Below are 11,612 nucleotides of genomic sequence, written 5' to 3' on the forward strand. Positions count from 1 at the left end.
CGGCGGGGGTCAGCCGGCGGGCACCGCGTCCGTGACCGGCGTCCGCTCGTCGCGCGCCGTCGCGAGGCAGTCGTCGAGCAGGTCGACGAGCACCGCGTCCCGGGCCGTCACGTCCAGCCCGGCCGCCCGGGCCGCGACGAGCAGGTGGGCGCAGGCGTGGTTGACCGGGCCCACGTGCAGCAGCGTCGCGATCCGCCCGCCCGAGCCGTCCCCGGCGTCGTGACCGTCCGCCCGGCGCCGCTCGGCCTTGGCCCGGGCCTCCTCGACGCGCCGCTCGAGACGGGTGAAGAAGCGGTTGTCCGGGTCGAGGCGCAGACCCGCCCGGGCGACGGCGGCGAGCACGACCGGGCGCACCGGCCCGTCGACGTCCCGCCCGGCGCCCACCAGGTCGACCGCGCGCATCCCCAGCTGCTGGCGCGCCTCGTGGGACACCGCGTCGTTCACCTGCCACGCCAGGGCGGCGACGGCAGGATGGGTGCAGGTCGGGCGGTCGGTGAAGCGTTCGCCCGCCAGGACCGACACGTACTCCATGACGCAGCTGCCCGAGCGCGCGTCGCGGTGGGCACCCGCCTCGAGCACGGGTAGCCCGTCGGGCGCGGTGGGTTGGACGAACGGCGACGACGGTTGGCTGATCGGCATGGCGTGCCCCCTCGGTCCGGGCGCTGCTCGCGGAACGCTCCGAGCCTAGACCGCTCAGCGCCCGATCGGGACCCGTCGGCGCCCGGGGATCCGTCGTCCGGGGTCAACGGCCGGAGCTGAGCACCTCGGTCGCGGTCAGCGCGGCGAGAACTGCCTGCACCGTCGGGCTCACGAGCCGGATGATGTCCTGGTCGATCCCGGGCGGGACGAACCGCCCGTTCGCGACCCCCCGGGCCCGCGCGGCGGCGGCGTGCACGTCCAGCGGATGCAACGCCCGGACCCGGCGTCCGTGGTGGAGCAGCACGGTGATCATCGCGGTGTCCTCGTCCGGGTCCGCCCCGTCGAGGACGGCCCGCACGACGGCGCGGTCGTGGTGCAGCGCAGCGGTCTCGTGGACCCGCAGCGCGGAGCCGAACACCGGCATGGCGAGGTAGCCGAACACGCGGCGGGGCTCGCGGTGGGCGAGCCCGCGGTCCACGAGCCGGTCCATGGTGTGGCGGATCATCTGCGCGCCCCGGGGCCCGGTGACGGCGTGCCCGAGGTCGGCCTTCCGGCCGCCGCCGCGCATCAGGCCCTCGGCGACCCAGCCGAGCAGCGGGTCGGTGGGGTCGACGGGCCCTTGACGGAAGGTCGACCCGGCGTCGAGGAGGGAGGCGTCGAGCAGCAGTTCCACGAGGGCGGCGGCGACGAGCAGGCCCGCGGGCTCGGTGAGGCTCGAGACCGGGCGCCCGTCCTCGTTGCCCAGCACCCAGGCGACGCGCTCGGGAAGGGTCAGATCCCGGGTCGGGGTCGACCACCGTTCGGAGCGCACGAGAGACAGCCTAGGCACACGAACCCGTGACGCCTCACCCGGTCAGGGGCCTCGGATCGAGACGATTCGCCACGCGGCGTCCACCACACGACGGGCGGCGGGGCGACGAGTCCGGACGGACCACCCGTCTGGGCCGGGCCGGTCCGGATTCCGGTCCGCGGGGAATTGGTTGTGCACGATCTAAGTTGCTTCCGGTATGAGCACCCTCGACAAGGCCCAGGAGCTCCGACGGCTGCACGCCGCCCCGGAGCTGCTCCTCGTGGTGAACGTGTGGGACGCGATCACCGCCCGCACCGTCGCCGACGTCCCCGGCACGACGGCGCTCGCCACGGCGAGCCACGGCATCGCCGCCGCCCGCGGGTACCCCGACGGCGAGGTGATTCCGCGCGACGAGATGATCGCCGAGGTCGGCCTCATCGCCCGCCAGACGGAGCTGCCCGTGAGCGCCGACCTCGAGGGCGGCTACGGCGACCCGGGCGGCACGGTGGCCCGCGCGATCGACGTCGGCATCGTCGGCGCCAACCTCGAGGACCAGGCCAAGCCGCTCGACGCCTCGGTGCGCGCGGTCGAGGCCGCGGTCGAGGCCGCCGAGCGGGCCGGCATCCCCTTCGCGCTCAACGCCCGCACCGACGTGTTCCTCAAGGCGGGCGACCGGGACCCCGAGGAGGTCCTCGCCGACGCCGTCGCGCGCGGGAGGGCCTACCTCGAGGCCGGGGCCACCAGCTTCTTCGTGCCCGGCCGCCTCGACGAGACGCAGCTGACCCGCATCGTGTCCGAGCTCGGCGAGCGCAAGGTCAACATCATCGGCATCCCGGGATCGATCTCCCTCGAGGGCGCACGCCGGGTCGGGCTCGCCCGGGTCTCCTACGGGCCGTGGAGCCAGAACGCCGCGCTGACCGCCCTGGCGAAGCTCGCCGAGGACGTCTACGCGGGCGGCGGGCTGCCGGCCGACACGCGCAAGCTCAACTGACCGGACGGCTCGCCGCCGACGTGCGCGAGGTCAACTGAGCGGCGGCCTCGAGCGGACCGTGTCGGTGGGACGACCGCGGACAGCCCGATCTCGACCTCGGACTGGTCGCGGCGCCCGACCGTCGGCCGGTGGTCGTCGTCGCCCACCGCCGATCCGCGGTCCCGGCGGCATGCCGTGTGAGGCCGAAACGGTCGTAGATCCGGACTTCGGTCGCGAGTCGCACCGAATCTTGCGCGTGTCGCACCCGAGTTCGTGATCATTCTCGGCGGGGCGGCGTCGTCAGCCGGCCGGCTGGAGGAACTCCAGGCGGTTGCCGAACGGGTCGTGGGCGTAGAAGCGCCGGAACCCCGGGAACTCGGTGTCCCACGTGACGTCCTGACCCGTCGTCGCCACCCGGCGGGCCGCCTCGTCGAGGTCGTCGACGACGAGGCCGGGGTGGGCCTTCCGGGCGGGGGCGAACTCGGCCTCGACCCCGAGGTGGATCTCGAACCCGCCGTCGCGGAACCACGCCCCGCCCCGGGCAGCCAGCACGGGCGGCTTGTCGATCTCGGTCATGCCGAGCACGCCGACGAAGAACGCGCGGGCGTCGTCCTCGCGGCCGGCGGGCATGGCGAGCTGGACGTGGTGCAGTCGGCTCAGCACGCGGCCCATTCTCCCGCCGGCGGGGCGGCATTCCTCACGTCAGCGATTCGGCGTCGCTGACGCTGGACGTCAGCAGCTCCGCATCCTCGCCGGTCTCAGGCGAACCGGCGCCGCGCCTCCACCAGACCCTCGCCGTCGAGTCCGTCGAGCCCTGCCGCCCGGCCGTTCGCGGCCAGCAGCAGGGCACCGACCGGACCGCGGACCTCCGGGCCGTCGCCCTCGGTCCACTCGGCGTCGGTCGCGGTCAGGCGCAGCCCGGCGAAGCGCTTCGCCGACCCGACGAAAGGCGCCGCCCAGGTGTGGCGCAGGCACGGCAGCGCGCGCTCGACCGGGAGATCCCGCGCCCGCCCGAGCGGGATCGCCAGGTCCTGGGAGTGCACGAGTAGATCGTTGAGCGGGTCGAGCTCCCCGGCCAGCGCCAGGCGCCGGTCCACGTGCGCCATCTCCCGGAGCTGCACGATCAGGTCCGCGGGCGGGTACTCCCGTGCGCGCTCGCGTGCCATCTCGGCGAACGCCCGCTCGAGGTTCCCCCGGGCGCGCAGCGTGCGCCACGCCGTCCAGGGCACCGACTGGCGCGTCGAGAGCGTCAGGTGCGCGACGACGTCGTGCACCGTCCACCCCGCGCACAGCGACGGGGTCGCCCACTCCCCCGGCGTCAGCGACTCCAGGTCGTCGGCGAGCCGGAGCCGTTCCGCGGCCACGTCGTCGAGCATTCCCACCTGTGCACCCATGTCCGGCTCCTCCCGATCCCGTTCCTCACGAACTGGGACCGATCGACCGGACGGAAATCATCGCGCGAGTCGCGATCGCCCGGGTGCACCTTCGTGGCCCAGCGCATGTGACCGGTCGGAGCTGCGGATTGGTCCCGTCAGGTCATGACCGACCCCGGGTCCCTGACCCGGGCCCCCGCCCGAACCACGGTGAGTCCTCCGGTCGCGAGAGGAAGCACCCATGATGGCTGCCGAGCACCGTCGCAACTCCGACGGCTCCGACGATTCCGACGGGCGCACTCCCTCGCTGCCCGAGACCGAACACCGCACGCGCGAGGAGGAGGCCGAGGCCGACGGGGGCAAGCACTCCGGGTCCCCCTCCCTTCCCGAGGCCGAGCGCCGCGCCCGCGAGGCCGAGGCCCGGGACGACTGAGCTCGCGGGCGGACGGCGGTCACGGACCGAAGAGCCGGTCGTCGAGGGCCGCCGACGCGGGGCGCCTGCACGTCGATCAGCGCGACGCCCGACGTCCGGGCGGCCCAGACGTCCGCTCGCGAGCTCCTCGCCGACGCGCTGCGGGTGCCCGACCTCCCCGGCAAGGAGGTCCGGGGCCGGGCAGGAATGCGTTCCGCCGGACGGAGGTTAGTTGAACCGTGAAGAAGATTGGGTTCCTGTCCTTCGGGCACTGGTCGCCGTCCTCGCACTCGATGGTGCGCTCGGCCGGGGACTCCCTCCTGCAGTCGATCGAGCTCGCCGTCGCCGCCGAGGAAGTGGGCGCGGACGGCGCGTACTTCCGGGTGCACCACTTCGCCCAACAGCTCGCCTCCCCGTTCCCGCTGCTGGCTGCCGCCGCTGCGCGGACCAGCCGGATCGAGCTGGGCACCGGCGTGATCGACATGCGCTACGAGAACCCGCTCTACATGGCCGAGGACGCGGGCGCCGCGGACCTCATCTCCGGCGGCCGCCTGCAGCTGGGCATCAGCCGGGGCTCCCCCGAGCAGGTGGTCGATGGGTACCGCTACTTCGGCTACGAGCCGGGGACGACGGACGCCGACCTGGCCCGGGAGCACACGTCGCGCTTCCTCGACGTGCTCGGCGGTGAGGGCTTCGCCCGGCCCAACCCCCGCCCGATGTTCGCGAACCCGCCCGGCCTGCTGCGCATCGAGCCCCACGCCCCGGGGCTGCGGGACCGGATCTGGTGGGGCGCCGGCAGCCGCGCCACCGCGGAGTGGACCGCCGAGCAGGGGATGAACCTCATGAGCTCGACGCTGCTCACCGAGGACACCGGCGTGCCCTTCCACCAGTTGCAGGCCGAGCAGATCCAGCGCTTCCGGGACGCCTGGACCGCGGCCGGGCACGACCACGAGCCGCGCGTCTCCGTCAGCCGGAGCATCTTCCCGATCGTCAGCGACCTCGACCGACAGCTGTTCTGGCGGGAGCGCCACAGCACCGACCAGGTCGGCCACCTCGACGGCGGCGACGCCCGCTTCGGGAAGACCTACGCCGGCGAGCCCGACAAGCTGGTCGACGAGCTCGCCGAGGACGAGGCCATCGCCGCCGCGGACACGCTGCTGCTCACGGTGCCCAACCAGCTCGGGGTGGACTACAACGCGCACGTGATCGAGAGCGTGCTCACCCACCTCGCCCCGGAGCTCGGCTGGCGGTGACCCGACGGCCGGGCCGGCTCAGCTCTCGCGGAGCTTGGTGACGGTCGCGGCGAAGTCCTCGTAGCGACGGAGCGCCGTGACCTTGATGTCGACGAACTGACCCATCTCGATCATGATCGGGAGGGTGAAGGCGATCTCGTCGAGGGTGTCGTGGCTGTCGACGTCGAGGATGGCGATCACCCGCCGCTCGCCCGCGCACTTCCAGAGGTCGACGACGACGCCCGCCTTCTTGGCTCCGAGGGCGGCCTCCGCCTCCCGGGTCCAGGTGCTGAACAGATCCTGCTGGCTCATCGTGGCGCCGTACTCCACGTGGAAGTCCAGGTGGAAGAGCATCGTCGGTCCTCCGAACGCGGGGGTCAGGTGATCTTGACCATACCGCCGGACGCCCGACGGCCACACGCAGGTTCCTGATCAGTCGTGCGGACCGACCGCGCCGGCCTGCACCCCGATCACGCGGGCCGGCCGGTTGATCGCCTGCAGGGCGCGCTCCAGGACGCCGCAGACCTTGTCGACCGCTACCCGCGCGTCCGCGGCGTCGGTGCTGCCGGTGATCTCGAGGACGCCGTACGGCACCGCGGGGACCCCGCCGACCTCGACGAGGCGCTCGAGGATGTCGTCGAGCCCGTCGTCGTCGAGGCTCCGCAGGTCGGTCATGAGGTGCACGCGGTACTCCGTCATGTGACGAGTGTCCCGGACGGGGTCAGCCGGTCAGAACGTGGCGATCGGGTTGACCGGGCTGCCGGACGTCCCGGCGAAGCGGACCGGCGCGACGGCGAGCTGGAAGTCCCAGGTACCGAGCTCGGCGGCCGTCGTCGCGCACGCCTCCAGGTCGCAGTTGTCGAGCAACCACAGACCCATCGCGACGAGACCCACGGCGTGTACCGGCATCAGCACGCCCTCGTACCCCGACGGCTGCACGTCCTGGGGGGTGTCGGCGCCGATCAGCGCGACGGCCCGCTCGTGCAGCCACGGCAGGCAGGACGCGTGCCAACCGGCCTGGATCACGCCCGCATCCGCACCGGCCTCGTGCCGGACACGGCCGCGGCCGGTCCGCAGGAGCACGGCATCGCCGGGTCGGACCCGCACACCCTGTCGACGCTCGGCCTCCTCGAGATCGTCGGGGAAGACACCCTGCCCCGGATCCAGCCACGGCACGTCGCGGGCCCTCGCGACGTCCAGCAGGACACCGCGCGTGACGATCCCGTCCGCCGCCGCCGTGACGGCCGCCCACCCCGATCCCGTCGCGGCGTCGACCAGCGAGTGCGACCGCCCGTTGTACGTCGTCCCGTCCCAGAAGATGTGGCACGGCGAGTCGACATGGGTGACCGTGTTTCCGTGGAACGTGAAGCCGAGCCGCTCGGTGGAGAACCCCCACCGACGGTCATCACGGAACCCGGCAACCGGCATGTCCTCGGCACCCGGCATGTCCGCGGCGCACGGACACGCCGTCGTCGACCGCTCCATCTCCTCCGGCGCGGCCACCTCCCACGCGCACGACACGCTCCGGCCGTGGCGCACGGCCTGCGCCGCCGCCAGCCGGACGTCGTCGGTGATGTGGTTCAACGTGCCGCGCTCGTCGTCCTCGCCCCACCGGCCCCAGTTCGACAGCGTGTCGAAATACCCCAGCACGTCGTCCCGGCCGGGCATCGGCCGCTCCCCCGTCATCCCGGCATCGTCTCCTCCGGTCGGGCGGTTCGGAGTGGCGACGAGTGCCCGCCTAAACGTTGAAGCGGAACTCGACCACGTCGCCGTCGTGCATGGCGTAGTCCTTGCCCTCCATGCGGACCTTGCCCGCGTTCTTCGCGGCGTTCATCGATCCGGCGGCGACGAGGTCGTCGTAGGAGACGATCTCGGCCTTGATGAAGCCCTTCTGGAAGTCGGTGTGGATGACCCCGGCCGCCTCGGGCGCGGTCGCGCCGATCGGGATCGTCCAGGCCCGCGACTCCTTGGGGCCCGCCGTCAGGTAGGTCTGCAGGCCCAGCGTGCGGAACCCGGCGCGGGCGAGCGCGTCCAGCCCGGGCTCGGGCTGGCCGATCGACTCCAGCAGTTCGGCCGCCGACTCGTCGTCGATCTCGAGCAGCTCCTGCTCGACCTTCGCGTCGAGGAAGACCGCCTCGGCGGGCGCGACCAGTTCGCCGAGCTCCTTGCGCCGCGCGTCGTCGGTGAGCACGCCCTCGTCGGCGTTGAAGACGTAGAGGAACGGCTTCACGGTGAGCAGGTTCAGCTCACGCAGCGCGGGCGAGTTCATCCCGGCCGAGAACAGGGTGCGGCCCTCGTTCAGGACCGTCGCCGCCTGCTGGACCTCTTCGAGGACCGCGCGGCGGTCCTTCTGCATCCGCGACTCCTTCTCGAGGCGCGGCACCGCCTTCTCGACGGTCTGGAGGTCCGCGAGGACGAGCTCGGTCGCGATGGTCTCGATGTCCGCGCCCGGGTCGACCCGGCCGTCCACGTGGACGACGTCGTCGTCGTCGAAGACGCGCACCACCTGGCAGATCGCGTCCGCCTCGCGGATGTTCGCGAGGAACTTGTTGCCCAGGCCCGCGCCCTCGCTCGCGCCGGCGACGATCCCCGCGATGTCCACGAACGAGACGGTCGCCGGGACGATCTTCTCCGACGAGTGCATCTCGGCGAGCCGGTCGAGCCGCGGGTCGCGCAGCGGCACCACACCGACGTTCGGCTCGATCGTGGCGAACGGATAGTTCGCCGCGAGGACGTCGTTGCGGGTCAGGGCGTTGAACATCGTCGACTTGCCCACATTGGGCAGCCCGACGATGCCGAGGGTCAGGCTCACGGTCGCCCAGTCTAGAGACCGGGTCCGACGGTCCCCGGAAACCGGAGGGAGCCGAACGGGCTCCGGCCGCGTCCAAGCCCCCGAGAACCACTCCCGATCCTCTCGGAGGCCCCGATGTCCGACGACCACCCTGACGACCGCCCCGGCGCCCGCGCCACCCTCGACACCCCCTTCGGCCCGTTCACCGTGGTCGCCGACGCCGACGCCGACGGCGTCGTCCTCGCGGCCGGGTGGACCACCGTTCCCGACGACGAGCTGCTGCCGCTGGTGCACCCGACGCTGCGCCCGGCCAAGATCGTCGACCGCTCCGAACTCGGTGCGGTGACGGACGCCGTCCTGGCGTTCCACGACGGCGACCCCGGACCGGCCGCGACGCTGCCCGTGCGCCAGTACGGCGGGCCGTTCCTGCAGGAGGTGTGGGCGCGGATGCGGGAGATCCCCGCGGGCACCTCGCTCTCCTACACCGAGCTGGCCGCCCGGGCCGGACGTCCGCTCGCCCCGCGCGGCGCCGCCCAGGCGTGCGCCCACAACGCCATCGGGCTGTTCGTGCCGTGCCACCGGGTGCGCCGCGGCGACGGCTCGCTCGGCGGGTTCCGCTGGGGTCTCTCGCGCAAGGAGGAACTGCTGGCGGCCGAGGCGGCCCACGTGGCCGCGCGGACCGCGACCGAGGCGTGAGGGCCGGCGCTGTCGGACCCCTCTGGCAGCGTCCTCGCCATGACGATCACCGGGGAGGGCGTGCTGCTCGGCCTGCTGCTCGGGGCGCTGCTGGGCGCCCTGGGCGGCGCCGTCGTCGCGAGCCGGTTCGCCGCGGCCCGGCAGGAGGCGGCGGTCGCCGAGGCGGTGCGCCGCTCCGGGGCCGCCGCGTCCGCCGCCCGGGCGGAGCTGGACGCCGAGCGCCGGTCCGCCGCGGAGCGGGAGGCCACCGAGCAGCGTCGTGACGCCGCTGTCCGGGAGGCGTTCGCGTCGCTGTCCGGCGAGGCCCTGGCGGCGAACTCCGAGAGCTTCGCGCGGCTCGCGGAGTCGCGGATGCGGGAGGTGACGGGGGCCCTGGCCTCGTCGTCGGCCGCCGACGCCGGCGCGCGGGAGCGGGCGATGTCCTCGCTGCTCGATCCGGTGGCCTCCACCCTGCAGCGTCTCGAGGGGCAGATGCGGACCGCCGAGTCGGCGCGCGAGGCGGCCTTCGCGGGGCTGCGCGAGCAGGTCGGGGCGGTGGCGGAGTCGGCACGCGGGGTGGCCGGCGAGACCCGGGCGCTCACCACGGCGCTGCGCACGCCGCACGTGCGGGGGCGGTGGGGCGAGATGCAGCTCGAGCGGGTCGTGCACCTCGCCGGGATGATCGAGCACTGCGACTTCACCAAGCAGTCCACGGCCGGGGCGGAGGGCGCGGGCCAGCGGCCGGACCTCGTCGTGCACCTCGCGGGCGGCAAGCAGGTGGTGGTCGACGCGAAGGTGCCCTGCGAGGCCTACCTGGAGTCGCTCGAGTCCGCGGACGAGAGCGGGCGCCGCGAGCGGACCCTGGCTCACGCCCGCCAGCTGCGCACGCACGTCGACGCCCTCTCGGCGAAGGCCTACTGGCGCTCGTTCGACCCCACACCGGAGTTCGTCGTCATGTTCGTCCCGGGCGAGGTGTTCCTCTCCGCGGCGCTCGAGGCCGACCCGGGACTGCTGGAGCACGCGTTCGCCGCCGATGTGGTGGTCGCCACCCCGACGACGCTCATCGCGCTCCTGCGCACCGTGGGCTTCGCCTGGCGGCAGGAGTCGCTCGCCCGGGACGCGGCCGAGATCCACACGCTCGGACGCGAGCTGCACTCCCGGCTGGGGACCCTCGGCGGGCACCTCGGCAAGCTCGGCCGGTCCCTGGACGCGGGCGTGCGCGCGTACAACGACACGGTCGGCTCGCTGGAGTCCCGCGTCCTGGTGACGGCACGCCGGTTCTCCGAGCTGTCGGTCACGCGCGGGACGCTCGAGGAGGTGGAGCAGGTCGACCGGAGGGCCCGGGTGCCGGGCGCTCCGGAGCTGACCGGGGAGGACGGTGTGCCTTTCGCGGGAGATCCGCTCCAGCCCGACGACGAAACCGACGGGGACGGGTCCGACGAGGGATCGTCGGGTGGGGCGGGGGTGCACCGACTGACCGGCTGAACCGGACGTCGCGATCCGGACCGGGACGATCTGACACCCGGGCGTGCCGTGGCGTCACGAGGGGGCCCGGATCCGTGAGGAGGGACCGCTACCGTTGATCGGGTGACCACCACGCGGGACGACGCGGCGCCGTCGTCGAGCTCCCCCGAGGTCGGGGAGGCGTCCGCGTTCCCGGGGGTGCAGGGGATGCGCTGGTGGGCGGTCCTGCTCCTCGCGCTGGTCCTCACCGCGGCCGGGGTCGCGATCGACGTGGTGCGCTCCGGCAGCCTCGAGATGGTCTTCCTCGCCGCGTACCCGGGCGGGTGCGTGCTCGCCACCCTCCTCGCCCAGCGGCGTGACCTCTTCGTGCCGATGGTCCAACCGCCGCTGCTCCTGGCCGTCTCGGTGCCGGTCGCCGTCGCGGCGACCGGCTCGCTGCCCGCCTCCGGCGGCCTGGTCTCCAGCGCACTGGCCATCGGCGCCCCGCTGATCAACGGCTTCCCGGCGATGGCCATCACCACCGTGGTGTGCGTCGTCATCGGTCTGATCCGGATGCGCGTGCAGCGCTGGCGCCGGCCCGGCGACGAGGCCCGCCGTGACGCGGTGCGCCCCGGCCCGCCGGAAGCGGTCGCCCGTGAGCGCAAGAAGTCCGGCGGTTCGCCGTCGCGGGACCGCGCACCGTCGGCCCGGGAGGACCGGGACGACCGGAAGCGGCGGGAGACCGAGCGCGAGCAGGACGAGCGCGACCGCCGCCGGGCCCAGGAGCGCGCCCGGTCCGAGCGGGACCGGGAGAAGACCGAGCGGGAGCGCGCCGAGCGGGAACGCCGGGAACGGGAGCTCGCCGAGCGGGACCGCCCGCGCCGCGAACCCGCGCGGGGCGACGGTGCGGAGCGCCGCCCCGCGGCCCAGCGCAGCTCTCCGCCTCCGGCCAAGCCGGAGCGCGACGAACCGCGTCCGGCGGCCCAGCGCAGCCCCGGCCGCGCCATCCCGAAGTCCGAACGACCGGCCCCCGCGCCGGCGCCCGATCCCGCGCCGGCACCCGCTCCCGCGCCGGCCCCCGCCCCCGCGCCGGCCCCCGCCCCTGGTCGGGGCGGCGGGCCGGGGCCGAAGGAGCCCCGCACCCGCGAGGACCGGATGCGGGAGGAGCGGCTGCGCGAGGAACAGGAACGACGCGGACCGGGTCAGCCGCCGCCGGGAGTGCACCCGGTGCGCGAGCGCCGGCCGGACGACCGGCCGCGCTGACCACCCGAACCGACGACCGGCCGC

Annotated in this window: 14 protein-coding genes; 6 read left to right on the forward strand and 8 right to left on the reverse strand. The window is 74.1% G+C overall.

Annotation, left to right across the window (positions count from 1 at the left end):
* Positions 1-9: 9 nt before the first annotated feature.
* Entirely contained in the window at positions 10-639 is a 630-nt protein-coding gene (locus VGI02_RS05195) for a hypothetical protein (RefSeq protein ID WP_331626206.1), read from the reverse strand.
* A gap of 103 nt (positions 640-742) precedes the next feature.
* Entirely contained in the window at positions 743-1,450 is a 708-nt protein-coding gene (locus VGI02_RS05200) for a GPP34 family phosphoprotein (RefSeq protein WP_331626207.1), read from the reverse strand.
* 196 nt (positions 1,451-1,646) lie between these two features.
* Here VGI02_RS05200 and VGI02_RS05205 point away from each other — a divergent pair, with 196 nt between their 5' ends.
* Positions 1,647-2,420: an isocitrate lyase/PEP mutase family protein gene (locus tag VGI02_RS05205; protein WP_331626208.1), complete on the forward strand. Its 774-nt coding sequence runs from the start codon at positions 1,647-1,649 to the stop codon at positions 2,418-2,420.
* Between the two features lie 279 nt (positions 2,421-2,699).
* Here the strand turns inward: VGI02_RS05205 and VGI02_RS05210 are convergent, their stop codons facing one another.
* On the reverse strand, positions 2,700-3,062 hold the full coding sequence (locus VGI02_RS05210; RefSeq protein WP_331626209.1) for a VOC family protein: 363 nt from the start codon (positions 3,060-3,062) through the stop codon (positions 2,700-2,702).
* A gap of 95 nt (positions 3,063-3,157) precedes the next feature.
* A complete protein-coding gene (locus VGI02_RS05215) occupies positions 3,158-3,793 on the reverse strand; it encodes a maleylpyruvate isomerase family mycothiol-dependent enzyme (protein WP_331626210.1) in 636 nt (211 codons plus the stop codon).
* A gap of 220 nt (positions 3,794-4,013) precedes the next feature.
* Between VGI02_RS05215 and VGI02_RS05220 the strand changes: the two genes are divergently transcribed.
* Positions 4,014-4,205, forward strand: coding sequence for a hypothetical protein (locus VGI02_RS05220; protein ID WP_331626211.1), 192 nt, complete (start codon positions 4,014-4,016; stop codon positions 4,203-4,205).
* A gap of 218 nt (positions 4,206-4,423) precedes the next feature.
* Positions 4,424-5,437 carry an LLM class flavin-dependent oxidoreductase gene (locus VGI02_RS05225; protein WP_331626212.1) on the forward strand — a complete coding sequence of 338 codons (1,014 nt, stop codon included), beginning with the start codon at positions 4,424-4,426 and terminating at the stop codon, positions 5,435-5,437.
* Between the two features lie 18 nt (positions 5,438-5,455).
* Here the strand turns inward: VGI02_RS05225 and VGI02_RS05230 are convergent, their stop codons facing one another.
* The 4 genes from VGI02_RS05230 to ychF all read right to left on the reverse strand — a co-directional run bounded on the left by VGI02_RS05230 (position 5,456) and on the right by ychF (position 8,228).
* Positions 5,456-5,770 carry a muconolactone Delta-isomerase gene (locus tag VGI02_RS05230; protein WP_331626213.1) on the reverse strand — a complete coding sequence of 105 codons (315 nt, stop codon included), beginning with the start codon at positions 5,768-5,770 and terminating at the stop codon, positions 5,456-5,458.
* 78 nt (positions 5,771-5,848) lie between these two features.
* On the reverse strand, positions 5,849-6,115 hold the full coding sequence (locus tag VGI02_RS05235; protein WP_331626214.1) for a hypothetical protein: 267 nt from the start codon (positions 6,113-6,115) through the stop codon (positions 5,849-5,851).
* Between the two features lie 30 nt (positions 6,116-6,145).
* Positions 6,146-7,102 (reverse strand): cyclase family protein, encoded by a 957-nt coding sequence (locus VGI02_RS05240; protein ID WP_331626215.1) that lies wholly within the window; start codon positions 7,100-7,102, stop codon positions 6,146-6,148.
* A 52-nt stretch (positions 7,103-7,154) separates the two neighbouring features.
* Positions 7,155-8,228 carry a redox-regulated ATPase YchF gene (ychF, locus tag VGI02_RS05245; RefSeq protein ID WP_331626216.1) on the reverse strand — a complete coding sequence of 358 codons (1,074 nt, stop codon included), beginning with the start codon at positions 8,226-8,228 and terminating at the stop codon, positions 7,155-7,157.
* 114 nt (positions 8,229-8,342) lie between these two features.
* Between ychF and VGI02_RS05250 the strand changes: the two genes are divergently transcribed.
* The 3 genes from VGI02_RS05250 (at position 8,343) to VGI02_RS05260 (ending at position 11,588) form a co-directional block, all read left to right on the forward strand.
* Positions 8,343-8,903: a methylated-DNA--[protein]-cysteine S-methyltransferase gene (locus VGI02_RS05250; RefSeq protein ID WP_331626217.1), complete on the forward strand. Its 561-nt coding sequence runs from the start codon at positions 8,343-8,345 to the stop codon at positions 8,901-8,903.
* A 39-nt stretch (positions 8,904-8,942) separates the two neighbouring features.
* Positions 8,943-10,367 carry a DNA recombination protein RmuC gene (locus tag VGI02_RS05255; RefSeq protein ID WP_331626218.1) on the forward strand — a complete coding sequence of 475 codons (1,425 nt, stop codon included), beginning with the start codon at positions 8,943-8,945 and terminating at the stop codon, positions 10,365-10,367.
* Positions 10,368-10,469: 102 nt separating this feature from the next.
* A complete protein-coding gene (locus VGI02_RS05260) occupies positions 10,470-11,588 on the forward strand; it encodes a DUF6542 domain-containing protein (RefSeq protein ID WP_331626219.1) in 1,119 nt (372 codons plus the stop codon).
* Positions 11,589-11,612: the final 24 nt, after the last annotated feature.

Source organism: Actinomycetospora sp. (assembly GCF_036497245.1).
Classification (GTDB): Bacteria; Actinomycetota; Actinomycetes; order Mycobacteriales; family Pseudonocardiaceae; genus Actinomycetospora.

Excerpts from the sequence above, each read along its gene's own strand:
- VGI02_RS05195 (WP_331626206.1), bottom strand. The coding sequence starts at position 639 with ATGCCGATCAGCCAACCGTCGTCGCCGTTCGTCCAACCCACCGCGCCC.
- VGI02_RS05205 (WP_331626208.1), top strand. The coding sequence starts at position 1,647 with ATGAGCACCCTCGACAAGGCCCAGGAGCTCCGACGGCTGCACGCCGCC.
- VGI02_RS05215 (WP_331626210.1), bottom strand. The coding sequence starts at position 3,793 with ATGGGTGCACAGGTGGGAATGCTCGACGACGTGGCCGCGGAACGGCTC.
- VGI02_RS05220 (WP_331626211.1), top strand. The coding sequence starts at position 4,014 with ATGATGGCTGCCGAGCACCGTCGCAACTCCGACGGCTCCGACGATTCC.
- VGI02_RS05230 (WP_331626213.1), bottom strand. The coding sequence starts at position 5,770 with ATGCTCTTCCACCTGGACTTCCACGTGGAGTACGGCGCCACGATGAGC.
- VGI02_RS05235 (WP_331626214.1), bottom strand. The coding sequence starts at position 6,115 with ATGACGGAGTACCGCGTGCACCTCATGACCGACCTGCGGAGCCTCGAC.
- VGI02_RS05240 (WP_331626215.1), bottom strand. The coding sequence starts at position 7,102 with ATGACGGGGGAGCGGCCGATGCCCGGCCGGGACGACGTGCTGGGGTAT.
- VGI02_RS05250 (WP_331626217.1), top strand. The coding sequence starts at position 8,343 with ATGTCCGACGACCACCCTGACGACCGCCCCGGCGCCCGCGCCACCCTC.
- VGI02_RS05255 (WP_331626218.1), top strand. The coding sequence starts at position 8,943 with ATGACGATCACCGGGGAGGGCGTGCTGCTCGGCCTGCTGCTCGGGGCG.